Here is a 23,250-nt window from a genome sequence, read left to right as displayed (position 1 = left end):
ATGAGGACACTGTCAACAGCCCTCCATCGACTGAAATATCATGCCCATGCGCAGCCGCTCCCCTTTGCCCGGCGCAACCGATGCAGCGGTGCCCGCAAACGGCGCGCGGCCGGGCACGGAACAGCTGCGCCGCCAGAATCTGCTGGCTGTTCTCTCCGGCCTTCGCCTGCATGGATCGATGTCGCATACGGACCTGTCGAGCCTCACGGGGCTTGCGTCTGCCACCGTCACGGCGCTCACGGCCGACCTTGAAAAGCTGGGCGCGATTGCCCGCGAGGAACAGACTGTGGCAGGCTTGCGTGGTCGCCCGCGCGTGCTGTTTTCGCGCGCGGCAGGTTTTGCCCATGTGGTCGCCGTGCAGATATCGTCGGACGCGCTGCACTACGCGCTGTCGGATTTTCGTGGCACGCTGATCGACCGGTTCAGCATGCCGCGCGATGCCATGGGCAAGCGGCCGGATGGGTTTCTGGCCGAGATCGGCACAGCGCTTGCGCGTCTCCTGCAGCGCTCGCGCCTGGAGCCGTCTGCGATTGCACTCCTGTCGCTGAGCAGCAAGGGTATTGTCGATGGAGAGGAGGGCCGGCTCATCTGGTCGCCGGTGTTCGGACGCGAGCAGGTGGATTTTTCACCGCTTCTTGCGCTCTATCCCGATGCAGCGCTCGATGTCGGTAATGAAACACTGCTGGTGGCGCAGGCGCTGTCACGCCGCAGGCTTGGCCACGCGGATGCATCGGAGGGTTTTTCCGGCCTTGTCGCTCTGTCGCTTGGTCACAGCATCGGGCTTGGCATTGCGCGCAAGGACGGGCCGGGCGATCAGCTTTCCGTCACCGCGCCGAATTTCGGCCATATGCTGAACACGCCGGACAACCGGCTCTGTCGCTGCGGCGCCTATGGCTGCGTCGAGGCAACGGCTGGATTTTACGGCATTTTGCGGTTGGCCTTCCAGGTGCCGGAAAACACCATTCCGGCCAAGTTCGTGCCGCTCACGGAGATGGAAAAGATCGCGACGGCGGCGCGCCAGCAGAACCGCATGGCGCAATACGCGTTTCGTCAGGCGGGCCTTGCGCTCGGCCAGGGTCTCTCGCGGGTGCTCAGCATCGCCGGCAACCTGCCGATTGCCGTCACCGGTCCCGGCACACGGTTTTTCGATCTGTTGAAAGGGGGGCTGGACGAAGGGCTTTTACAGTCGCTGCACGTGCGCCTCAACGGCCTGCCGGCCATCGATATCATCCAAGACGAGCAGTCGCTGGTGTTCGAGGGCCATCTGGACCGGGCATTGACGGCGGTGGATCAGCGGCTGACGGCACCCCGGTGACGGGACCACGCGCCAGCCGTGATGTTTTGCGTCAGCCGTTTGTCTCACCCGGCGTGAAGCCGAACATGTAGATCCCCGCCAGCACAAGCGCCACGGCGAAGATGAGAAGAACGAAGGTGATCATGCCGCTACGGGCCTTGGGTCCGGTGTCTTTTGTCATGGCGCATCAACGGCAAATCTCGCCGTTTGTTCCAAAACCCACCGTGGTTCCAAGAGGGTTCAGATCGCCGCCTGCGGTTTACGCGTTATCCAGCGGCTCCACGCCCTGCGGATTGCCGGCGCGGTCGAGACGGATCTTTTCAATGCGGTTTTCGGCAGCGCTCAGCAGCTTTTCGCAATGTTTCTTCAAGGCTTCGCCGCGCTCGTAAATGGCAATGGATTCGTCCAGCGCCACGTCGCCGCGCTCCAGGCGCGCCACGATGCTTTCGAGTTCGGCGACGGCCTTTTCAAAGCTGTAACCGCCAACGTCGTTGGCTTCTGGGCTCTGCGACATTTTTAGCCTTTCATCAGTCTGCAAATATGGAGGCCGGCCGATTCGGCGAGCCCCTCCAGATCATAACCGCCTTCCAGAAGGCTGACGACCCGGTTGCCGGCGTATTTGCCGGCGATCTCCATGAGACGGCCGGTCGCCCAGTCGAAATCATCGCCGACCAAGTTGATCTGCGCCAGCGGATCACGGTGATGGGCATCAAAACCGGCCGAAATCAGAATAAAATCCGGACGGAATTCATGCAGCGCCGGCAGAATGCGGCTGGAAAAGGCCTCGCGAAAATGCTCGCCGGCCGAATTGGTTTCGAGCGGCGCATTGACGATGTTTTTGTGTGCGCCGGTTTCGCCAAGTTCTCCGGTCCAGGGGTAGAGCGGCATCTGGTGCGTCGAGCAGAACAGCACGGACGGATCGTCCCAAAAGATGTCCTGGGTGCCATTGCCGTGGTGTACGTCCCAGTCGACGATGGCGACGCGCTCGACGCCATAGGTTTTCTGCGCATGGCGGGCGGCAATCGCCACGTTGTTGAACAGGCAAAAGCCCATGGCCTTGGTTTTTTCCGCATGGTGGCCGGGCGGGCGCGAGGCGACAAAGGCATTGTCGGCGCGGCCCAGAAACACGTCGTCGACGGCTGCCATCGCACCGCCGATGCCGGTCAGCGCCGCCTGCAGGCTTTTGGAACTGACATAGGTATCGGCCTCGATCTGGCGGATGCTGTCCTCTTCCTCGGGGATTTCGCGCATGACCGAAATCAGGTGGCTATCCGGATGCGCCAGGATCACGGCATCTTCGTTCGCCTGCGGCGCTTCCACCCGCACCAGCCGCTCGAAATTCGGATGTTCCAGCGCGATCGCCAGCGAACGCAGCCGGTCGGCGCGCTCGGGATGGCCGGCGGGTGTGTTGTGTTCGAGGAAGATCTTGTGTTCGTAAAGGCGGGTCGTCATGGCCAAAGCTCCTGCCGCGCCGGATACGAGCGGCGGGTCTCATCGAAATGGCGCAAACGCGGGCGTATTTCAAGCGGCATGGCCGGCTTTGCGTCTTGTTCAAGACGCGCGTCTGGTCTTAAATGCCGCGAAATTCGGTGGGGGTTGCGTGGCAGAGACCAGTCGATACAGTCATTATGCGTTTGTGGTTCCGTTTCGCGACGTGGGCATGCGCGGCGAAATGCACAGCGCCGCCTATATCACCTATGCGGAGGAGGCGCTGGCCCGCTTCTGGAGCGCCCGCGCCACGCAGAAGACGGATCCGCTCTTCTACGTCTCCAAGGTCGCCTGCACCATCCACAAGGGCCTGCGGTTCGGCGACGACGTGTCCACTGCGGTGCGCGTCAGCAAGATCGGCGGCAAATCGGCCGGTTTTGCCATCCTTCTCAGCCGCGGCGACGATCTGGTGGCCGAAGCCGAAATCGTCTGGACCGCCTGCGATCCGCTGACCGGCGAGACGCTGCCGCTACCGGAACCGCTGCGCGACTGGCTGTATCAGTATCTGGAATAAACATGGCCACGATTCGGCACAGCCGAGCGGATCGTGGCCGCTTGTTTTACGCCCGCTGCGGCAGAAGCGGATAACCCACCATGACGGCGCGGGCGGCAAGCGTTGCGATGGCGGCTTTCAAAAGGTCGCCGGGGATGAAGGCGAGCGAGCCGAGCATGACCTTGCTGAAGGGCGTGCCGGTCATCAGCGAAACCCAGGGCATGCCGATCGCGTAAACCACGACAATACCGCCGGCGATGCTTGCGGCAAAAAAGCCGGCGGCCTGGAGCAGGGCCGGCTGGCCGTCGCGCACCAGGCGCTCGCTGAGGTAACCGGTGGCGAAGCTGCCGGCAATCCAGCCGAGGATATAACCGCCGGTCGGCCCCATCAGCACATTGAGCCCACCGCGTCCGCCCGACAGAACCGGAAGGCCGACGGCCACGAGAACGACGAGAAGAGCGTAGGCGAGGGCTCCGCGCCTTGCGCCAATGATGGTGCCGGCCAGCATGACCCCCATGGATTGCGCCGTGATCGGCACCGGAATGAAGCCGAGCGTCACTGGCGGGATCAGGCCCAGCACGATGATGATGGCGGTAAACAGTGCCGAAAGCACGAGATCCTTGGTGGTCATGTAGCGCTCCTATGCGGATAAACTGCCTTGTCGCTGCTTTTACTGACCGCGAATACCGCGCGCGTCAATTGCCTGGGCGATGGCGTCTGCTTCCTTGAGGGTTGAAATGATCAGCGGCCCGATGATCCGGTGTGGCTTCAGCACCAGCCCGCGCGCCGCATGCGCCTCCTTCAGCATCTCGTAGCGGTTCGCGATTTCCGGCACGAAGCGCAACACCAGCCCGAAGGCAAGCCCGCCATCGGAGGCCTTCATCAGGCCAAGCCGCTCCAGAGGCATAAGAAGGGCGGTGATTGCCGCGATAAAGTCGGCAATCGTCGTGGTCGCCGTCACGCTTGCCGCCAGAAACAGGATCGCAAGCAGGCGCAAGGTCGAGACGAACGCCTCGTGCGGTGACAGCACGAATATGTTGACGAGGGCGAAGAAGGCGATGGTGAAGAGTACCGGGCGCAGACGCCGGAAGGCTTCGGTGACCCCAAGCCCCAACCGCAGATAGAGCGTGGCGGTGAGAAGAAGGGCAGAGCCCAGCACAAAGGAATTGTCGACAACGAAAAGCGCAAGGCCGAACAACATCAGACCCGCAAGCTTTGCCCGCACGCTCATGCGGTGGAGAAAGCTTGTGCCCTCGACATAAAGGCTGGTCAGCATGCGGCAATCTCCCGGTAGCGGGCAATGGCCTCGGCACCGTCTCCATCGAAGGCAAGGCTGCTCTCGTGAAACACCAGCACGCGGCCAAAGCCGGCGACGAGTTCCAGATCATGGCTGATGACGATCGCCTGCTGCTCGAGCCCTTCGATTGCGCGGCGCACCAGCGCGCGGTTTTTGAGGTCCAGCTGGTTGGTCGGTTCGTCAAACAGGATGAGCTTTGGCTCTGTCACCACCACGGCCGCAAGCGCTGCCAGCTGCAACTGCCCGCCGGACAGTTCGTGCGGGCGGCGCTTTTCAAGGTCGGTAATGGCGAACCGCTCCATCACGGCGTCCACCGCGTCGTCCAGCGCCTTGCCCTTCAGCCCGCGGGCCTTTGGCCCCATGGCAATGTCATCGCGGATGAGCGGCAGGATGATCTGGTTTGCCGGGTTCTGGAAGATGAAGCCGGTGGCGGCAAGAACCGCTCTGGCGTCTGCCACCGTATCCAGTCCGTCGAGTGTCACGCGGCCGCTCGTTGGCTTCACAAGCCCGTTCACCAGCCGGGCAAAACTTGTCTTGCCCGAACCATTGAGGCCGATCACGCCGATGCGCGGTTCTGATAGCTGAAGGCTCAGCGGCTGTAGAGCCACGCGCTCGCCATAACGCAGTTCGGCCTTGTCGAAGATGATGTGCACGTCTTGTCATCCTGTCTTGCTGGCGTCTCTATAACCGCCGCGCGCCGGAAGGGAAATGTGCCAGACGTTGTGAAAGCATCGGGATAGATGTTGAACAAAACGCGAACGCGCGCTAGCCTCTTCTCATGACGATTCTGATCGACAATCAACAGGCACGGCGGGCCTTCCTGGAACGGCAGGGGCTTTCGCGTGCGCCGAACCTGAAGCTCGGCAAGGCGGGCCTGCTCGACCTCATCGAGGAACTCGGTTTCGTGCAGGTCGATAGTATCCAGACGGTTGAGCGGGCGCATCACCAGATCCTGTTTTCCCGCAACCAGACCTATCGGCGCGAAGACCTCGTGGCGCTTCTGGAAAAAGATGGCGCGCTGTTCGAGCACTGGACGCATGATGCGGCGATCATCCCCGCCACCTTCTTCCGGTACTGGAAACATCGTTTCCTCCGGGAGGAGGCAGCGATTGTCGAGCGCTGGCGCAAATGGCGCGGGGAGGGTTTTGATTCGGTGTTCGACGAGACCTATGCCCGCGTGAAGGAAAACGGGCCGGTGATGGCGCGCGATATCCGCCACGAGGAGCACAAATCCGGCGGCTGGTGGAACTGGCATCCCTCGAAGACGGCGCTCGAATATCACTGGCGCACCGGCCGCTTTGCCATTGCCGGAAGGGTGAATTTTCAAAAACGCTATGATCTGACGGAACGGGTCCTGCCGGCGCATCACCATGAGCCGGAGGTGAGCCACGGCGAATTTGTCGACTGGGCCTGCCGGGCAGCGCTCTCGCGCCTCGGCTTTGCGACATCAGGCGAGATTGCCGCTTTTTTTGATCTCGTCACGCCGCAGGAGGCAAAGGACTGGCTGGCCTCTGAAGCTGAAAACCTGCAGCCGGTGGAGATCGTCACGGTCGATGGCCGTCGTCGCCTGTCCTACGCGCTGCCGGAGATGGTGCCGGCGCTTGCCGATCCGCCGGAACCGCCAGCCCGCATCCGGGTGCTGAGTCCTTTTGATCCGCTGCTGCGTGACCGCGACCGGGCGGAACGCCTGTTTGGCTTCAATTATCGCATCGAGATCTTTGTGCCCGAGCCGAAGCGGCAGTTTGGCTATTACGTGTTTCCGCTTCTGGAAGGCGACCGCCTGATCGGCCGCATCGACATGAAGGCGGATCGCAAGGCGGGCGTGCTCGACGTGAAGCGGCTCTGGCTGGAAAAGGGCGTGCGCGCCTCGGCTGGCCGCCTGGAAAAACTCGATGCGGAATTGCAGCGATTGGCGCGCTTCACCGGCGTTGAACGGGTGAGTTACGCCAGCGACTGGCACGGCTGAGCTTTTGGCGAAGCGATCAACGGGGAACACGCGGGATGCAGGACGACGCCATGGACAGGCAGCACTATCACCTTGAACCACAGGCACCGCCGCTTGAGGATTATCTGCGTCTTCGCCACGAGGCCGGGCTCAGCCCGTTTACGCCGCAGGCGGCCACCATCGGGCTCAAAGGCACGTTTTTCGGCGTGCGGGTGGTGTGCGACGGAGAAATCGTCGGCATGGGGCGCATCATCGGCGATGGCGGCTGCTTTTTTCAGGTGACCGACATTGCCGTGCAGCCAGCGCACCAGGGCAAGGGACTTGGCAAAAAGATCATGGCCGCCCTTGTCGATCACCTGAAGGTGGCAGCACCCGAAAGCGCCTACGTCAGCCTGATTGCCGACGTCCCGGCAAACCGGCTCTACGCCCAATTCGGTTTTGAGGAAACCGCACCACGCTCGCTCGGCATGGCCATGAAGATTGTGCGGTAGGGGAGGCGGGAACCCATGGAGACGATCAAGGATATCGATGGGCTTCTGGCGTTCATCGTCGAGGCCAAGGCCGCCGCTTACATGGGCGGCAAGCCGGGGGAGACGTCGTGCCGGCCAGGCTCGCGGGACATTGCTTATCGCCGGGACGACTGGTCCTATCTCGACAGCTATTTCGGCGGCACGGATTTTCTCGGCCAGGAGGTGGTGTGGCGCCATGAAAAGTCGGTCTGGGCGATGAATTATTACGGGCGCGTGCTGGATGGCAGCGCCATCGACGGCGCCAGAGCCGCCGATGTGCTGCGCACGGCGCTGCCGCTGATGTATGCCGAGGGGCGGTTTCTCGGGGGATTTGCCCAGGATGTCGGGCTGTATCGTTATGTGGATGAGAGCCAAGGCGACTACGCGAGTTTCACGGGCGTCGAGCGTATTCTGGCCGATGGCCGTGCGGTCTACCGGCTTGATTATCACGGTGGACTGGTGATTGCCTGAAAGGCACTTCGGTTATGGTGCTGATTTGGGGTTTTTACCCTTCTGGTTGCCGCCATCTCATGCGGAAGTGTGGGGCTATCACATATGAGATAAATCCCCCCAAACCCTTCCCACAAGGGGGAGGGCTTAACCCAGCCGCGCCCTTTCGTGCAGAACGGGACGCTTGCCGCGCCGTTTCTCCCCCCTCGTGGGGGGCCGAAGGACGGGGCGAGACCCGTGGCTCGACCCCGGTCGGCCCGGCAGGGCAGAGAGGGTCTAGTTTCAAATGCGATAGCTCTCCCCCTTGTGGGGGAGATGGCGGCAGCCAGAGAGGGCTGCCGGCAGGTTCAAAACGCCTTACACAATCTCGGTCGAGCTGATCTTGATGCCGAACCCTTCGAGGCCAACGTAATGGCGCTCGCGCGAGGCAAAGAGGCGGATCGAGGAGACGCCGAGATCTTTGAGGATCTGCGCGCCAAGGCCGATTTCCAGCCATTCGCTGTCGCGGGTCTGGGCATTGCCGTGCTCTTCGGTGCCCATGCGGGTGCGCCGGTTGAGGCCGTTCTGGCCAACGCCGACGGAACCTTCGCGCAGATAGATGATCACGCCGCGCTTGGCGTCCGCTATTCTGTCCATGTAGCGGCCGATGGAACGATCGGTGCCAAACACGTCGCTTGCGACATTTTCCAGATGCAGGCGCACCGGAATATCGACGCCATCGCGGATATCGCCGAAAACGACGGCCAGATGCTGCATCGTATCCCAGGGCAGCGAATAGGCATGCGCCTTGGCCTTGCCGACGGGGGTTGTGATGTCGAAGCTGGATTGCAGCTCGATCAGCGTTTCCTTGCGCTGGCGGTAGGCGATGAGATCGGCGACAGACACCTGCGTCAGCTTGTGCTCGGCGGCAAAGGCTGCCACATCAGGCCCGCGCATCACGGTGCCGTTGTCGTTGACCAGTTCGCTGATCACGCCGATGGGCGGCAGGCCGGCAAGCTTGCAGAGATCGACGGCGGCTTCCGTATGGCCGGACCGCATCAGCACGCCGCCTTCGCGGGCGATCAGCGGAAAGATATGGCCGGGGCGCACGAAATCGGAGGCGCCGACATTGGAATTGGCAAGGTTGCGCACCGTCAGCGTGCGGTCGTCGGCGGAAATGCCTGTGGTCGTGCCATGCTTGAAATCGACGCTGACGGTAAAGGCCGTCGTGTGGGCGCTGTCGTTTTCGGCCACCATGGCGTTGAGGTTGAGGCGTTTTGCCTCTTCGCGCGGCATCGGCGTGCAGACGATGCCGGAGGTGTGGCGCACGATGAAGGCCATCTTTTCCGGCGTGCAGTGAACGGCGGCGACAATCAGGTCGCCTTCGTTTTCGCGGTCGTCGTCATCGGTGACGACAACGATTTCGCCGGCCTCAAAGGCCCTGATGGCATCGACAACGCGCTTCTGGTCGAACGGCATGGCAGTTATCCTCTTGGGAAATTCCTTGTGGGGCAATTAACGGGCGCGGCCGGTCTGGCCCCGGTCGCGCAGAAAATGGTCGGCAAGGGCGCAGGCCACCATGGCTTCGCCGATCGGCGCTGCGCGGATGCCCACGCACGGATCGTGGCGACCCTTGGTGCGCACATCGACATTGTGTCCATCGCTGTCGATCGACTGGCGCTCGGTCAGGATCGAGGATGTGGGCTTCACCGCAAAACGCGCCACGATGGGCTGACCGGTGGAAATGCCCCCCAGCACGCCGCCGGCGTGGTTGGATAAAAACAGCGGCTTGCCGTCATTGCCCATGCGCATCTCGTCGGCGTTTTCTTCGCCGGACAGTTCGGCAGAGGCAAAACCCTCGCCGATCTCGACGCCCTTCACCGCATTGATCGACATCAGCAGCGAGGCGATATCCTGGTCGAGCTTGCTGTAGATCGGCGCGCCAAGGCCTGCCGGCACATTGTCTGCCACCACTTCGATGACCGCGCCGATGGAGGAACCCGCCTTGCGCACGCCATCCAGGTAGTCTTCCCAGACAGGCACCATCGCCTTGTCGGGGCAGAAAAACGGGTTGTTGTCGACCTCGGCCCAGTCCCAGTTGTTGCGGTTGATCTTGTGGATGCCGATCTGCGTCAGCGCGGCGCGAACCGTGACCCCCGGCAGAACCTTGCGGGCGAGCGCGCCGGCGGCGACGCGGGCCGCCGTCTCGCGTGCCGAAGAGCGTCCGCCGCCGCGGTAGTCGCGAATGCCATATTTCACGTCATAGGCAAAATCGGCATGGCCCGGGCGGTAACGCTTGGCAATCTCGCCATAATCCTTGGAGCGCTGGTCGGTGTTTTCGATCAGCATCGAAATTGGCGTGCCGGTCGTTGTCATCGTCACGCCGTCCTCGTCGAGCATGACGCCCGACAGAACCTTGACGATGTCGTCTTCGCGGCGCTGCGTCACGAAGCGTGACTGGCCGGGCTTGCGCTTGTCCATGAAGGACTGGATCTCGGCCGCCGTGAAGCGGATGCCGGGAGGGCAGCCATCCACCACGCATCCAAGGGCTGGACCATGGCTTTCGCCCCAGGTGGTGACGCGGAACAGATGACCGAATGTATTATGCGACATGAACCCTGACCGTTAAGCGGCGGCAAACCCCGTGACGTGAAGCCGCCGTGACGTGAAGCGGATTTGTCATAGTGGAAAAGGGGGGCGGGGGGGAAGCTCTTTTTGCGGCACTGGTACAAGGCGCGTGCCCCGGTTCGTCCGTGTTTTCCACCCTGGATTTTCAGGCGGCCGACTTGAAACCCTGGGCGGCGGCGGCGCTGAATTCGCTGCAGGTAAGCGGGTGCGAAAAGGCAAATCCCTGCAGGAGGTCGCAGCCCAGTTCCTTCAGGAGTGTCGCGTGCTGCATGGTTTCAACGCCTTCCGCCACGGTTTCGACGCCCAGCGACCGGGCAATCTCGATGATCGAGCGCACCAGCGACCGCTCCTGCGGCGAGGTGAGGATCGGCATGACCAGTTGCCGGTCGATCTTCAGGCGCTTCGGTTTCAGTTTCAGCAGGCTGACGATGGAGGTATGGCCGGTGCCGAAATCGTCGATCTCGATCTCGATGCCGAGCGCCTTGATGCGCTCGAGGTTTTCCGTCACCACGTCCTCGCTTTCATCAAGAAAGATCGATTCCAGCAGTTCGAACGCGATGCGGCCGGGCGAGATGGCAAGCGTCTTCAGCGTATCGGCCAGTGCCCGGTCGTTCAGGCGCTTGGACGACACGTTGACCGAAACGCGCGGCACGTTGATGCCGGCAGCACTCCAGACCATCTGGTCCTTCAGCACCGTTTCCAGCACGATCTGATCGAGTGCTGCCGAGACGTTCAGATCCTCGGCGATCTTCAGGAAGGCATCCGGCAACAGCAGGCCGCGATGCGGGTGCTGCCAGCGGATCAGCGCCTCGACGCCGGCCAGTTGGCACGTGTTGGCGCAGAACTGCGGCTGGTAGACGGTGAAAAACTGGTTCTGCTCGATGCCGGCGAGGATTTCGTCTGCCGTCCGCTTGTGGCTGATGACCTCGGCCTGCAGGTTCTGGGTGAAGAATTCGAAGCGGTTGCGGCCAAGGCCCTTGGCCCGGTAAAGCGCGATATCGGCATTGATCAGCATCTTGCGCGCGTCGATGTTGCGGCCACTTTTCTGGGCAATACCGATGGAGACGCCGCAGCGGCAGGAAAAACCCTCGAAGTCCATCGGCTGATGCAGTTCCGTCACGATCCGATTGGCAAGTTCCGCCATCTGGCCGGCATCGGCGCTGTTTTGCACGAGGATGACGAATTCATCGCCGCCGATGCGGGCCACCAGGTCGCCGTTTCGGACGTTGCGCGTCAGGATCTGTGCTGCATGCACCAGCATGGCATCGCCTGCCGCATGACCGAGCGTGTCGTTGATCTGCTTGAACCGGTCGAGATCGAGATGCAGCATGGAGACATGACAGCGCCTGCCGATGCTTTCGCGCGATAGCGCGTCCAGCGCGATATCCAGCTTGCGGCGGTTGGCCAGCATGGTCAGCGGGTCGTGCAGCGCGTTGTGCTCGATGCGGCGCTTGGCCAGTTCCAACTCGACGTTATTGGCATCCGCCTCCTCCTTGGCGGCCTTCAGCGCTGCCGTCATCTGCATGTCTTCCGTCACGTCGAAAGCGATGCCGACCAGTTTGGAACGGCCATCGCGGCCGCTGTGCTGCTTGCCGATCGAACGGATGTAGCGAAGGCTGCCATCCGCCTGCGGCACGCGAACCACCAGCGACGTCTTGCTGGTCCCGATCGGAGAATGTGTCAGCATCCGTTCCGCAAGCGACCGGTCCTGCGGGTGGATGAGGCCGAGCCATCGTTCGGTGCTGAGGCGGCCATCGGTATAGGCAATGCCGTAAAGCTGGCACATGCGCTGGTCCCAGATTTCGATGCACTCCTGCGGGTAGGTTTCCCAGATGCCGCAGTCATAGGAGCCAAGCGCCAGGTCGAGCTTGGTCGACAGCTCCTCCAGGTCCTGCTCGCGGTTGGACAATTCGTCCAGTGCCAGTTCCAGCTCGGCATTCTTGATGTCGCTGTTTTCCTTGGCGTGGCGCAGGGCCTGGTTTGCCTCGGCATCCGAGCTGACGTCCCAGACGATGCCGGTGGTGCGAATGCTGCCATCGGCATTGGTATAGGTGGCGCCGGCCGAGCGCAGGGTGCGGATCGTGCCGTCGGGCAGCATCACGCGATAGACATCGGTGCGCGAGGTCGCAGAACAGATGCAGCTGAAGAAATGCGCTTCCGCCGTGCCCACATCGTCGGGATGGATGGTGCGCAGCCACTCGTCGAGACGGTTGTCGTCGCCTTCGGCCGCGCGCCCGTGCAGGGCGGCGGCACGCGCGTCCCAGGTCAGATGGTTGTCGCTGCTCACCTCCCATATGCCCATGTTGGAGGTTTCCATGGCCAGGCTGAAGCGTTGCGACAGCTCCAAAAGGTTTGCCTCGCGCGCCTTCAGCATGGCGATATGCCGGTTGCGCTCACTGATGAGCCAGCCCGCCACGAGGATCGGAAGGATCATGCCAAAACCCGCGGACGAAAGCAGAAGGCGGAAGGAGACCTGATCGTTCGGGGGCGCCATCCACCCCGCGGAGGGGGCCGCCATAAGCTCCCAATGGCCGCCCGAAACCGGAACGGCCGCCATCACCGGATCCCCGTCCGCCACGGTCACGTGGCCTGTCAGCACGTGTTGTCCCTGGGCATCGATGTGGCGGATGGCGATATGCAGCCGGTCCTCGTGCGGCGGCTCGCGCAGTTCGATGGTCAGCGTATCGGCGTCGATGCCGGCATCGGCGAGAAACCGGTGCCGGTCGATCACCAGCGCCATCGCGCCCCAGGGCCTGTCTGCGTCGAAGAGAGGCACAACAAGCGTCAGCAGGTCATCGCCGGTGGTGCTCAGTCCGTGCCCGGAGAGCCGATGGGCCAGGATCGTGTCGGCAAGCGCTGTAAGGTTGAAACCGGTGGAGCGACCGGTCCCGTCAAGGTTTTCGGGCGTGGCGGATGCAGCGTCGTTCCCGGTGATCAGGCGTCCGAGCCTGTTGTCGGGCGCAAGCGCCACGGCGATCAGATGCGGATTGCGGGAGAGGATGTTGCGCGCCGCCGGCTCAAAGCGGGTGCTATCGAATTGCGCAGTCTCGCGCAGCACCTGCGACAGGTGATCGGCAATGATGAGGTCGTGCTGCAGGCGGCTTGCAAGGCGTTGGTGCAGCATGTCCACAGCGCGTGTGGTCGCGTTGCGCAGAAAATCCTGATAGTCGTGGCGGTGCTGGCGGTCGAGAATGATGGTGGTTGCGATGACCGCAAGCGTCATGGCAGAGGCCACCGCCAATGGCGCGCGCCAGCGCATGCGTGCCAGGCCTGAACGCCAGTTTGCCATCAGCCTCAATCTCAAGCGCACTGTCCCCCTCGATGCCTTGGTTTTCCACAGGTTAGACAGGTCGGGTTAATTTCCAATTGCGCTAATGGACGCAAACTTGCGGGCGATATCTGGGGGTGAAATGCCGCTCTGGTTGCCGCTTTGCCCGATCAGCCGGGCATTTCCGCGCAACCGGTTGCATTTGGTTAAAATCCTGTTCATCAATGAGATGCGAAATGGCATCAAGCGGGGCAACTTTTGCCACAATCGGAGGGCAAATCATGTTTCGAACCAAAACATTCCTTGATGTGCCAAAGGCTTATACGATGCGCCTCCTGATCGCAGCGCTGCTCGCAACCGCCAGTATGCTTTCCCCTCTCTCCACGATGGCGCAGAGCGTCGATGTCGAGGCGACCATCAAGTCCGTGGACGTGAACAAGCTCAGCCTGACGCTGGACGACGGCAAGACCTACAAAGTGCCGGAGGAATTCAACTTCGACGGGCTGGCATCGGGCGTCAAGGTCGTGGTGTTTTACACGGTCGTGGATGGCAACCGGGTTGTAGACGACCTGCAGGTCGTCCAGCAGTAAGCGTTCAATCCGTTTTCAGAGCCATTCGGCGCGGCCCTTGTCGCGCTCGATGATCAGCACGCGGTCCTGGTGGATGTCGCAGCGTGAGGCTTCCAGTTCATCCCAGCCGCCAACCAGCTTCAGGATCGTGCGGATAACGCCGCCATGGCTGACGCAGACCGTGGGCTGCTCCACCGATTGCAGCCAGGCACCGATGCGCCATGAGAGGATCTCGTAGCTTTCCGCCGAAGGGCCGGGGGGAATGAAATTCCATTTCTGCCGCGAGCGCATTTTCAGCCGGTCGGGGGCGACCGCGCGGATATCGTCCAGCGTATGGCCCTCCCAGTCGCCGAAGGACAGTTCCACCAACCGCTCGTCGGTGCGGTAGCCCATGGGATCAAGATCCATCGCCTTGCGGGCGATCTGCATGGTTTCGCGGGTGCGCGAGAGGGGGGAGGCGACAAAATCGAAGTCTTGGACATCTGCGCCGAGAAGGCCACGCAGCGTTTCGCCATTCTGAAACGCCTGTCCGCGGCCCTTGTCGTTAAGGCCGATATCCTTCTGGCCCTGCAAGCGTCCCTCGGCATTCCAGTCGGTCTGTCCGTGGCGGATCATGTAGATGAGCACGGGCAAAACCCTCTTTCATGCCTTGGCTGCGGTATCCTGCAGCGCCGATCGTCCAGCCGGTTCCCGTAGATGCCGAGATCGGCGGGGCGTCCGGTATTTCAAGCCCGGCGGTTTCCCGCCGGGGCCTTGATCCGAGCCTACCCATTGAAAGGCGAAAGTCCATCCCCGAATTGTGTCTCGGAGAGGGGCGTCATCAATCCTTGATGACGGAGATGTCAGGCGCGTCGACGGCCTTCATGCCAACGACATGGTAACCGCTGTCGGCGTGATGCACTTCGCCGGTCACCGAACGCGACAGGTCCGACAGCATGTAGAGGCCGACATCGCCGACTTCTTCGATGGTCACGGTGCGGCGCAGCGGAGCGTTATATTCGTTCCACTTGAGGATATAGCGGAAATCGCCGATGCCGGAGGCGGCGAGCGTCTTGATCGGGCCAGCCGAAATCGCGTTGACGCGGATGTTCTTCGGGCCGAGATCGACCGCCAGATATTTCACGCTGGCTTCGAGTGCGGCCTTCGCCACGCCCATGACATTATAGTTCGGCATGACCTTTTCGGCGCCGTAATAGGTGAGCGTCAGCATGGAGCCGCCGTCGGTCATCAGCTTTTCGGCGCGGCGTGCAACCGACGTGAAGGAATAGACCGAGATCTGCATGGTTTTTGCAAAATTGTCGGCGGTCGTGTCGACATAACGGCCGGTCAGCTCGTCCTTGTCGGAAAAACCGATGGCGTGGACGAGGAAGTCGATCTTGCCCCAGCGCTGTTCGATATCGGCAAAAACGGCATCGATGGTCGATTCGTCGCTGACATCGCAATGGCCGGCAAGGGTTGCGCCGATTTCGGCGGCCAGCGGCTCGACGCGCTTTTTCAGGGCGTCGCCCTGATAGGTGAGCGCCACTTCGCCACCCTGTGCATGAATGGCCTTGGCAATCCCCCACGCGATGGAACGGTTGTTCGCGACACCCATGATGATGCCACGTTTGCCTGCCATGAGGCCGGATGCCTGAGCCATACTCTATCCTCTAAGACTTAAGACGAAAGCTGCCTATGGCATAGGCCGTCCCCGCGTTCAAGCTTGCGTGAGATCATCTCCTGTAAGGGGGTGTAACAATGGGTGCGCGGACGCAATCGCCTGGGGATAGCGTCGCAAAGCTGTCACACGAACAGGCCGTGGCGCATATGGCGCATGAGGTCGATCACCTTCGGGTCGGGTTTCTCCCACAGGACCACCCGCACCTCGACCACCAGATCGCCCCGCCCGCCGGCATCATCGGCCAATCCGAGACCTTTAATGCGCACGCTCTGGTCCGATCCTGTCCAGGTGGGAATGGAAACGGGAACGCGCCCGCCCGGCGTCTCCACCTCGGCCTCCGTTCCCAGAACCGCGTCTTCGAGCGAGATCGGCAGCACGGTGTGGAGGTCAAAACCTTCCACATGAAAACGGTTGTCGCGGGCAATCTTCAGCGTCACCAGAAGGTCGCCGCGCTGCGCACCCGGCAACCGCAGCCCCTGGCCGACCAGACGCAGCACCTGGCCATCGGTCATGCCGGCTTCCAGCGGAAAGCGCACCTCGCGCTCGTCTGAAAGGGTGACGGTTGCCGTGTTGAGGACGAGCATGTCGTTAAGCGACACGGTTGCCGTTGCGGAAAGATCGGGAGCTTTTTCAGGCGGCGCCACGGTGCCGCGGATGCGCCGCATCAGGCCCGACAGAAGCTCGATGGCCTGCAAGGGTAAAGGCGGGGCCACCTTCTGTCCCGCCGGGTCGGCCTTGGCCGTGCCGCCTTCGGCACCGGCTGCATGCGCGGTGTCGCCTGCCGGCTTCGCCTGTGTCTGAGACTGTGTCTGAGATTGGGCCTGCTGCTGATTGTGCGGTCGTGATTGTCCCGCATCGGGGTCTTTTGCCTGCGGGCGCGCCTGACCGGTTCCGGCGCCGCCCGTCGAGCGGGCAGAGGGTGCCGGCCCAAAAATCCGGTCGATCAGGTCTTCCGGGTTCTCCTCGCCGCCCAGGGTGCTCGCGCCGGACGTGCCGTTTGCCTGCTGCTGCTTGGCCTGGCTTTGGGCGCGCTGCGCATTGGCGCGCGCCAGTTCCTCCATCACCTCTTCTGCCTTGGCGCGGGCGGCCTTTGCCCGTTCTTCCGCCTGTCGCGCGTTCTGGCGCTGCTGCATGATGGTCTGGTGGGTTTCATAGGCGCGGTCGTAGCGCTTGCGGCGTTCGGGATCCTTCAGCACCTCATAGGCCTGTCCCATTTCGGCAAAACGCCTGGTCGCACCGGGATCGTCCTGATTGTGATCGGGATGCAGCGATTTCGCCTTGGAGCGCCACGCAGCCTTGATCTCGTCGGCAGCGGCGTCTTTCTTGACGCCCAGAAGGGAATAGGGATCGCGCATAAAATCCACCGGTTACGTTTCCACGGCGCCTTCCGGAACGGTCCGGCGGCGCCGATCGACAAACAACTCTTGCCGGCGCCAAAGGGTTCCTCCTGAAGAGCCCTCGGCATCGCGGCCAATGGTGAAGAAAATAATCGCTTCAACCTCTAAAGAGGATTTACGCAGCCCGGCGAAGTTGAATTAAGATTACCGGAAAGTAACCGGCCGGCACTTTGCGGCAATGGCAGGCCACATGCTGTGCCGCAAAATTACTGGCGCTGGAAAGAGGTCAGCATCCAGTCGCCGCTGTCTGCCATGCAGGCCTGGCCGGTAAACTTGGCAATGCCCTCGTAGGAATGGCGGGTGGTGGTGAAGCCGCGGCAGACGACGCCCGAGACATTGGCCTCGCGAATGCCCGAGACCACGCCGGCGCTGCCGGTTGCGGTATTGGCCCAGGGGAGGGGGGCGCCGGCCACCTTGGAAAGATCGGCGGAGGTCACGGCATTGCGCACGGTCACTTCGTCGGATACCGATTCCTGCGACCGCTTCGGAATGGTGGAGGTGGAGAGACTGCGGTCCACCTTGGCCGAACTGTCGAACAGGTCGAAGGCGCCGCTCGTGCAGCTGGAAACAGCTGCGGAAAGGCTGAGAAACAGGGCTGCTTTAAGCGTGAGCGACAGCGGCGTTGGGGTGCGGTTTTTTGTCTTGTCTATCACTGCCACCTTGCGTCCAGTCCGGAAAAGGTTCACGGGTCCATTTGATCAGATCGGGAGCATTTTAGTCAATATGTCGCAAGATCGGTTAACAAGCGGTGACTTCACCGAGGAAAACGAACCCTTTGCCCTTTTCGCCGAATGGCTGAAGGATGCGGAAGGTTCCGAACTGAACGATCCGAACGCGGTTGCGCTGGCAACCGTGGATGCGGATGGCCTGCCCAATGTGCGCATGGTGCTGCTGAAGGGCTTTGATGCGCGCGGCTTCGTTTTTTATACGAATTTCGAAAGCCAGAAGGGCCGGGAAATCCTTGGCCAGGGCAAGGCCGCCATGTGTTTCCACTGGAAATCGCTGCGCCGCCAGGTGCGACTGCGCGGACCGGTTGCCGTGGTTTCGGACGAGGAGGCGGATGCCTATTACGCGTCGCGCCCGCGCGGCAGCCGCATCGGCGCCTGGGCGTCGAAACAGTCACGCCCGCTCGAGGGCCGTTTTGCACTGGAAAAGGCGGTGGCCGAATATACCGCCCGTTATGCCATCGGCGAGATTCCGCGCCCGGCGCACTGGTCGGGTTTTAGAATCGAACCGACCTCCATCGAGTTCTGGCATGATCGCCCGTTTCGTCTGCACGACCGGGTGGAATTTCGACGGGATGGCGAGGGGCAGGGCGACGGTCAGGGTGAAGGCTGGTCGAAGGTGCGGATGTATCCCTGATCAGCCGCTGCCGATGGCAAAGGGAATGCCGGAGGCAAGCGCTGCGACATAATGCGGCTCCTGATAATAGCCGTTCAGCGAAATGCGCGGCAGGCCCGTCAGGCGGCCGACATAGTTTTCGCAGATCGTGCCAGGCTGCGTGGTGACGGCGACGGAAAAACCGAGCGCCTTCGCCAGCGCCTGATCACGCTCGGAGACGGCGGCCTGGGTGCCATAGGGATAAGCGATGGCGGCCGGTCGCGTGCCGGTCAGCGCCTCCAGCCAGTCGGCGGAGCGCTGCATCTCGCGCGCCGCCTCCTCATCCGATAGCCGTTTCAGCGCCCGATGGCTCACCGTATGGGCGCCGAGCGAGGCAAGCGGATGGCGCGAGAGCTTCGACAGGTCATCGCGCCCCATTGTCAAGGCACGGGTGATCTCCAGCGGCTGGATGCCGTGCCGGCGTGCCAGCGCGTCCAGCCATGCCACGGCACCGGCCTCATCATCGCTCTCGATCAGGCGGGACATGCGATCAAAGGCATCGAGCCTTGCGCGTTCCGTCGAAAGATCGATAATTTCAACACCGTCACCCGCATCGGCGCCGCCGAAATCGACGATGAGCTGGTCGCAGGCATTCAAAAGTGCCGCCAGCGTTTCCCACCAGATGGTGTGGGTGCGGTCGGCAAAACCCTCGTTGACAAAGATCGTGAACGGCACCTTGTGACGTTCGAACACCGGCAGCGCATGCTCGGCATTGTTACGATAACCATCATCAAGCGTGAAGCAGGCAAACGGGCGTTCCTGCGGCGAGACCAGCCGTCCCGGCACGTCGTCGAGCGCGATGAAATCGTAACCCTCTTGCGCCAACTGCGCGATGGCGGCATCGAGAAATTCCGGGGTGATTTCCAGATGGGCGTTGGGTGCGCTGGGGGTTGCAACCTTCGGGCGCACGTGGTGCAGCGTAAAGATCGCACCGCGTCCGCGCGCCTCGCGCATCAGGCCGGCGCGTGCCAGGATGCCGGCGGTTTTCAGCCCGCCTGCAATCAGCCCGCGCCTCACACCGCGGCGCCATAGGGCATCGATCTTTCCGTTCATGGCTCTTCCCTGTGCTGGGCGCCAAACTATCGGGCGAGCGTTAAGCCTTGCTAAAAAAGAACTGCGAAAAGCTTGGGGGGAGAGAGCGTTGATCCTTGCCGCACACGGGTCAGCGCAGGATCCCGTCGAGCGCCGGCAGGCTGATGAGGCCGGCGGCGGCAATCAGGCCAAAACAGATGCGGCGGAAGGCGGCCTCGTCGGCCAAGCCGAACAGGCGGGAGCCAGCCGCAATGCCGATGCCGTAACCTGGCCCGACAAGGGTGGCGAGCAGCAGGATATCAGCCGTCAGAAGGCCGGCACTGACATAGGATGTGGCCGAGATCACCGAGGCCAGCGCGAAATAAAGCACAAGGTTTGCCCGCACCACGCTGCGTTCGATCGCGCCACCAAGCCAGTAGGCGACGACCGGCGGTCCGGAAAGCTGCGCCACGCCGCCGAAGAGCCCGGCAATGGCTCCGGTTGCGATCCCAAGCTGCGGCTTCGGGCGCCCCTGATAACGCCAGCCGCTGATCAGGAAGGCAAGGAGCGCCAGCACGATGATCGATATGATCCAGCGCAGCACCAGCGGCTCGGCAAACGCCAGAAGGGCGGTGCCGACGGGCACGCCGGCCAGCGCTCCGATCAGAAGTGTTGCCACTTCGCGCCGATTTGCCCGCCGCCAGCTATCCGGCACCATGCCGAGCGTCATCACCCAGTCGATCACCAGAAGCAGCGGCGAGGCCGCCTGCGGTCCGGCAATGGCGCTTGCCATGGGGATGAAGATCAGCCCGCCGCCGAACCCTGAAAATCCACGCGCAAGCCCGGCCACCATCGCCACGGCCAAGAGAGCGACAATTTCGGCAGGTGGATGGACGGCGAGAAAAGACGCGATGTCTGCGCCGAGAGTGTCGAAAATCGCCATGGAACGGATCGCGTGGGGACGGCCCTGAGGCGGGGCCTGGAAAGAGGGAAAGTTTGAGGTTGAAGGCCGGCGGAAAGCCAGCCTTGCGCTTTTTGCGGCCGGTCACCTTGGCTGTCAAGCGCCGGCGCTTGCCAAGCCGCGGTGAGGCCAAACACCGGCAGGAGCGCAAATGTTGCTGCGGCACCTCTGCCTTTTGGCCGCCAGGGCGCGGATCGGCTGCTGTGGATGGACGCAGGCCACCGAATCGGTGTTGTCATGGCAAACAAAAGGAGAACATCATGCTGCGCCAATTGATGGATGACTTCGAGACGGCCTCGCGTCGTTACGCCGACCACAACGGCATCGTGCGGGACCCGGACTGGTTCATGCTGAAGCTGCACGAGGAGGTGGGGGAACTCACGCAGAGCTGGAACCGGCTGCGCGGCCGCGGCCTTGCCAAGGGCCGCAGCGAGGAAGAGATCCGCCGCGATCTGGCCGATGAAGCCGCCGATGTTCTCGGTCACATCCTGCTGTTTGCGCGGCACAACGACATCGATCTTGCTGCGGCCGTCGAACGCAAATGGCGTTTTCGCCCTGCGGAGGCGTGATGCCGGCCAAACTCACATTGGCTTTCTTATCCCGAGCCAAGTGCCCCTAATCCTCTCCCCGTAGGCGGGGCGAGGGGACGAGGTTGCCGATATTTTTCGACCGATCACGACCGGTTGCTGAGATGAGGGCGCGGCAATCCCTTTCGCCCCGCCCGACGGCAGGGTTATTGCATCTGAGACAAGTCCCCTCCCAAACCCTCCCCACAAGGGGGAGGGCTTAACCCGGCCTCGCCCTCTGATGCAGGAGCAGGGCGCGCCCCGCGCAGTATCTCCCCCCTTGTGGGGGTCCGAAGGACGGGGCGAGACCCGTGGCTCGACCCCGGTCGGCCCGGCAGGGCAGAGAGGGTCTTATTTCAGATACGATATCCCTACGCCCAGCGGGGAAGGTGCCGGCAGGCGGATGAGGGGCTTTTCGCCGAGGTTTTCCCCATGAACGCCCGGATCAGGTCCGGCGCGCGCCAAGATCTTCGAACAGTCGCAGCAGATAACCGTCGGGATCTGCCACGACGAATTGGCGGTTGCCCACCTCGTGGTCGTCGCGGCGATACCATTTTTCCTCAAGCGGCACATAAAGCGGCACGTTGGCATCCTCAAGACGCGCCAGAATGGTGCCGACATCGGGCACGCGGATCTGCAGGTTGAGGCCCCGACCGAAAGGTTTTTGCAAGGGCGCATCGGCGATGCCGAAGGTGCGGCCAAGGCCGATCTGGTCGATCATCAGCTGCGCTGCGCCAAGTGTCAGGTAACTGAAGCCTTCCTCCGGACGCTCATAGAGAATGTCGAATCCGATAAGGCCGGTGTAAAAAGCACGGCTTGCCGTCCAGTCGCTGACGGCAAGTTCCGGTACAAGCGCGTTTTCGCTCAAGCCTTTACGTCCTGGTGCCGCCAACCGTGATCTGGTCCATCCGCAGATGCGGCTGTCCAACGCCGACCGGCACCCATTGGCCGGCCTTGCCGCAATTGCCGATGCCGGTATCAAGCTTCGTATCATTGCCGACCATCGAGACGCGCTTCATCGCATCCGGCCCGTTGCCGATCAGCATGGCGCCCTTGATCGGCGCGCCGAGCCGGCCGTTTTCGATCATGTAGGCTTCGGTGCAGCCGAAGACGAATTTGCCGGAGGTGATATCCACCTGACCGCCGCCGAAGGACACGGCATAGATGCCCTTCTTCACGGATGCGATGATCTCTTCCGGGGTCTTGTCGCCTGAAAGCATGTAAGTGTTGGTCATGCGCGGCATCGGCTGGTGGGCATAACCCTGGCGGCGGCCGTTGCCGGTCGGCGTCATGCCCATCAGGCGGGCATTCTGCCGGTCCTGCATGTAGCCGACGAGTTTTCCGTTCTCGATCAACACGTTATAGGCCGAGGGCGTGCCCTCGTCGTCAACAGTGATCGAACCGCGCCGGTTGTCGATGGTGCCGTCGTCAACGACGGTGACGCCGGGGCTTGCGACCATTTCACCGAGCAGGCCGGCAAAGGCGGATGTCTTCTTGCGGTTGAAATCACCTTCCAGCCCGTGGCCGACGGCTTCGTGCAGCATGACGCCCGGCCAGCCATTGCCGAGCACCACATCCATGGTGCCGGCCGGCGCCTCGATGGCGTCGAGATTAACGAAAGCCTGGCGCAGCGCCTCGTCGGCGCCCGTCTGCCAATTGCCGTTCGTGATGAAATCACCAAAGCCGATGCGCCCGCCGGTGCCGAAGGAGCCGCTTTCCTGACGGTCGCCATCGCCCACCACGACGGAAATGTTGAGGCGTGTCATCGGGCGCACGTCCTGTACGCGGTGGCCATCGGCCCGCAGGATATCCACCACCTGCCAGCTTGCCGCAATGGAGGCCGTGACCTGGCGCACTTTTGGGTCTTTTGCCCGCAGATAGGCGTCGATCTCGGTCAGCAGCGCCACCTTCTGTTCGAAAGAGGGAGAGCCGATCGGGTTTTCATCGCCATAAAGCTTCTTATTGGTCCGCTGCGGAGCGGCCGCATAAGAGCCGGAATAACCGCGGGTGACAGCACCCACCGCATCGGCCGCGCGCGACAGGGCGGAAACAGACAGCTCGCCCGCATGGGCATAACCCACCGCCTCACCGGCCACCGCCCGCAGGCCAAAGCCTTGGTCGGTGTTGAACGAGCCGCCCTTCAGGCGTCCATTGTCGAAGGAGAGCGATTCGGCCTGCGCATGTTCGAGAAACAGTTCGCCGTCGTCTGCGCCGACAAGTGCTGCGGCGAGGATCTCGCGCAGCCGCGTCTCGTCGCAATCAAAAAGGTTGATGAGGTCGGTGGTCATCGTGGCGCTCCTCTGGCGGACGCTGTCGACGCATCCGGTCTTTGGTCCGATGTAGGACTGACGCGAC

General features: G+C 62.5%; 25 protein-coding genes. 8 read left to right on the top strand and 17 right to left on the bottom strand.

The annotated features are described in order from the left end of the window. Positions 1 to 46: 46 nt before the first annotated feature. On the top strand, positions 47 to 1,315 hold the full coding sequence (locus AC4CWF_RS14250; protein ID WP_491285410.1) for an ROK family protein: 1,269 nt from the start codon (positions 47 to 49) through the stop codon (positions 1,313 to 1,315). Positions 1,316 to 1,346: 31 nt separating this feature from the next. On the opposite strand, the gene AC4CWF_RS14245 is transcribed toward AC4CWF_RS14250, so the two are convergent. From AC4CWF_RS14245 to AC4CWF_RS14235, 3 genes are all read right to left on the bottom strand, one after another. After that, the gene (locus tag AC4CWF_RS14245; RefSeq protein ID WP_491282301.1) at positions 1,347 to 1,475 is read right to left on the bottom strand and encodes a hypothetical protein; all 129 of its coding nucleotides are present in this window, start codon (positions 1,473 to 1,475) and stop codon (positions 1,347 to 1,349) included. 78 nt (positions 1,476 to 1,553) lie between these two features. Continuing rightward, positions 1,554 to 1,808 (bottom strand): exodeoxyribonuclease VII small subunit, encoded by a 255-nt coding sequence (locus tag AC4CWF_RS14240; RefSeq protein ID WP_491282300.1) that lies wholly within the window; start codon positions 1,806 to 1,808, stop codon positions 1,554 to 1,556. Positions 1,809 to 1,810: 2 nt separating this feature from the next. Then, positions 1,811 to 2,746 carry a histone deacetylase family protein gene (locus AC4CWF_RS14235; RefSeq protein ID WP_491282299.1) on the bottom strand — a complete coding sequence of 312 codons (936 nt, stop codon included), beginning with the start codon at positions 2,744 to 2,746 and terminating at the stop codon, positions 1,811 to 1,813. 148 nt (positions 2,747 to 2,894) lie between these two features. Here AC4CWF_RS14235 and AC4CWF_RS14230 point away from each other — a divergent pair, with 148 nt between their 5' ends. Then, complete coding sequence (locus tag AC4CWF_RS14230) at positions 2,895 to 3,296, top strand: acyl-CoA thioesterase (RefSeq protein ID WP_491282298.1); 402 nt, start codon at positions 2,895 to 2,897, stop codon at positions 3,294 to 3,296. 46 nt (positions 3,297 to 3,342) lie between these two features. Here AC4CWF_RS14230 and AC4CWF_RS14225 read toward each other — a convergent pair whose 3' ends face one another. The 3 genes from AC4CWF_RS14225 to AC4CWF_RS14215 are packed head-to-tail and all read right to left on the bottom strand — an operon-like array spanning position 3,343 to position 5,225. Beyond that, entirely contained in the window at positions 3,343 to 3,906 is a 564-nt protein-coding gene (locus AC4CWF_RS14225; RefSeq protein WP_491282297.1) for a biotin transporter BioY, read from the bottom strand. Positions 3,907 to 3,945: 39 nt separating this feature from the next. After that, the gene (locus AC4CWF_RS14220) at positions 3,946 to 4,551 is read right to left on the bottom strand and encodes an energy-coupling factor transporter transmembrane component T family protein (protein WP_491282296.1); all 606 of its coding nucleotides are present in this window, start codon (positions 4,549 to 4,551) and stop codon (positions 3,946 to 3,948) included. Continuing rightward, on the bottom strand, positions 4,545 to 5,225 hold the full coding sequence (locus AC4CWF_RS14215; RefSeq protein WP_491282295.1) for an energy-coupling factor ABC transporter ATP-binding protein: 681 nt from the start codon (positions 5,223 to 5,225) through the stop codon (positions 4,545 to 4,547). The genes AC4CWF_RS14220 and AC4CWF_RS14215 overlap by 7 nt, the downstream gene beginning before the upstream one ends. 125 nt (positions 5,226 to 5,350) lie before the next feature. Here AC4CWF_RS14215 and AC4CWF_RS14210 point away from each other — a divergent pair, with 125 nt between their 5' ends. Genes AC4CWF_RS14210 through AC4CWF_RS14200 form a run of 3 tightly spaced genes read left to right on the top strand, consistent with a single transcriptional unit; the run spans position 5,351 to position 7,497 of the window. Next, entirely contained in the window at positions 5,351 to 6,538 is a 1,188-nt protein-coding gene (locus tag AC4CWF_RS14210) for a winged helix-turn-helix domain-containing protein (protein WP_491282294.1), read from the top strand. 50 nt (positions 6,539 to 6,588) lie between these two features. Next, positions 6,589 to 7,008: a GNAT family N-acetyltransferase gene (locus AC4CWF_RS14205; RefSeq protein ID WP_491282293.1), complete on the top strand. Its 420-nt coding sequence runs from the start codon at positions 6,589 to 6,591 to the stop codon at positions 7,006 to 7,008. 24 nt (positions 7,009 to 7,032) lie between these two features. After that, positions 7,033 to 7,497, top strand: coding sequence for a DUF5680 domain-containing protein (locus AC4CWF_RS14200; protein WP_491285409.1), 465 nt, complete (start codon positions 7,033 to 7,035; stop codon positions 7,495 to 7,497). 336 nt (positions 7,498 to 7,833) lie between these two features. On the opposite strand, the gene ribB is transcribed toward AC4CWF_RS14200, so the two are convergent. From ribB to AC4CWF_RS14185, 3 genes are all read right to left on the bottom strand, one after another. Then, the gene (gene ribB, locus AC4CWF_RS14195) at positions 7,834 to 8,934 is read right to left on the bottom strand and encodes a 3,4-dihydroxy-2-butanone-4-phosphate synthase (protein ID WP_491282292.1); all 1,101 of its coding nucleotides are present in this window, start codon (positions 8,932 to 8,934) and stop codon (positions 7,834 to 7,836) included. Positions 8,935 to 8,970: 36 nt separating this feature from the next. Next, complete coding sequence (gene aroC / locus AC4CWF_RS14190) at positions 8,971 to 10,068, bottom strand: chorismate synthase (RefSeq protein ID WP_491282291.1); 1,098 nt, start codon at positions 10,066 to 10,068, stop codon at positions 8,971 to 8,973. A gap of 160 nt (positions 10,069 to 10,228) precedes the next feature. Further along, positions 10,229 to 13,372 carry a bifunctional diguanylate cyclase/phosphodiesterase gene (locus AC4CWF_RS14185; protein ID WP_491282290.1) on the bottom strand — a complete coding sequence of 1,048 codons (3,144 nt, stop codon included), beginning with the start codon at positions 13,370 to 13,372 and terminating at the stop codon, positions 10,229 to 10,231. Between the two features lie 305 nt (positions 13,373 to 13,677). Here AC4CWF_RS14185 and AC4CWF_RS14180 point away from each other — a divergent pair, with 305 nt between their 5' ends. Further along, complete coding sequence (locus tag AC4CWF_RS14180; RefSeq protein WP_491285408.1) at positions 13,678 to 13,941, top strand: DUF1344 domain-containing protein; 264 nt, start codon at positions 13,678 to 13,680, stop codon at positions 13,939 to 13,941. 15 nt (positions 13,942 to 13,956) lie between these two features. Here AC4CWF_RS14180 and AC4CWF_RS14175 read toward each other — a convergent pair whose 3' ends face one another. From AC4CWF_RS14175 to AC4CWF_RS14160, 4 genes are all read right to left on the bottom strand, one after another. Further along, positions 13,957 to 14,547 (bottom strand): histidine phosphatase family protein, encoded by a 591-nt coding sequence (locus AC4CWF_RS14175; RefSeq protein WP_491282289.1) that lies wholly within the window; start codon positions 14,545 to 14,547, stop codon positions 13,957 to 13,959. 193 nt (positions 14,548 to 14,740) lie between these two features. Next, complete coding sequence (fabI, locus tag AC4CWF_RS14170) at positions 14,741 to 15,559, bottom strand: enoyl-ACP reductase FabI (protein WP_491282288.1); 819 nt, start codon at positions 15,557 to 15,559, stop codon at positions 14,741 to 14,743. Positions 15,560 to 15,702: 143 nt separating this feature from the next. After that, on the bottom strand, positions 15,703 to 16,935 hold the full coding sequence (locus AC4CWF_RS14165) for a DnaJ C-terminal domain-containing protein (RefSeq protein WP_491285407.1): 1,233 nt from the start codon (positions 16,933 to 16,935) through the stop codon (positions 15,703 to 15,705). A gap of 248 nt (positions 16,936 to 17,183) precedes the next feature. Then, positions 17,184 to 17,636: an RT0821/Lpp0805 family surface protein gene (locus tag AC4CWF_RS14160; protein WP_491282287.1), complete on the bottom strand. Its 453-nt coding sequence runs from the start codon at positions 17,634 to 17,636 to the stop codon at positions 17,184 to 17,186. Between the two features lie 64 nt (positions 17,637 to 17,700). Here AC4CWF_RS14160 and pdxH point away from each other — a divergent pair, with 64 nt between their 5' ends. Beyond that, positions 17,701 to 18,339, top strand: a complete 639-nt coding sequence (gene pdxH / locus AC4CWF_RS14155) for a pyridoxamine 5'-phosphate oxidase (protein WP_491282286.1) — start codon at positions 17,701 to 17,703, stop codon at positions 18,337 to 18,339. On the opposite strand, the gene AC4CWF_RS14150 is transcribed toward pdxH, so the two are convergent. Then, a complete protein-coding gene (locus tag AC4CWF_RS14150) occupies positions 18,340 to 19,410 on the bottom strand; it encodes a polysaccharide deacetylase family protein (protein ID WP_491282285.1) in 1,071 nt (356 codons plus the stop codon). A gap of 109 nt (positions 19,411 to 19,519) precedes the next feature. Then, a complete protein-coding gene (locus AC4CWF_RS14145; protein ID WP_491282284.1) occupies positions 19,520 to 20,311 on the bottom strand; it encodes a sulfite exporter TauE/SafE family protein in 792 nt (263 codons plus the stop codon). A gap of 278 nt (positions 20,312 to 20,589) precedes the next feature. Between AC4CWF_RS14145 and AC4CWF_RS14140 the strand changes: the two genes are divergently transcribed. Next, positions 20,590 to 20,898 (top strand): pyrophosphatase, encoded by a 309-nt coding sequence (locus tag AC4CWF_RS14140; RefSeq protein ID WP_491282283.1) that lies wholly within the window; start codon positions 20,590 to 20,592, stop codon positions 20,896 to 20,898. A gap of 442 nt (positions 20,899 to 21,340) precedes the next feature. Here AC4CWF_RS14140 and AC4CWF_RS14135 read toward each other — a convergent pair whose 3' ends face one another. Both AC4CWF_RS14135 and tldD read right to left on the bottom strand, forming a co-directional pair. After that, positions 21,341 to 21,763, bottom strand: coding sequence for a bleomycin resistance protein (locus AC4CWF_RS14135; RefSeq protein ID WP_491282282.1), 423 nt, complete (start codon positions 21,761 to 21,763; stop codon positions 21,341 to 21,343). Positions 21,764 to 21,767: 4 nt separating this feature from the next. Next, positions 21,768 to 23,183: a metalloprotease TldD gene (gene tldD, locus AC4CWF_RS14130; RefSeq protein ID WP_491282281.1), complete on the bottom strand. Its 1,416-nt coding sequence runs from the start codon at positions 23,181 to 23,183 to the stop codon at positions 21,768 to 21,770. Positions 23,184 to 23,250: the final 67 nt, after the last annotated feature.

The sequence above is a fragment of the Neorhizobium sp. PAMB6630 genome (genome assembly GCF_058242775.1).
Note: the sequence above shows the minus strand (reverse complement) of the source record. Positions and strands in the feature narration are given on the sequence as shown.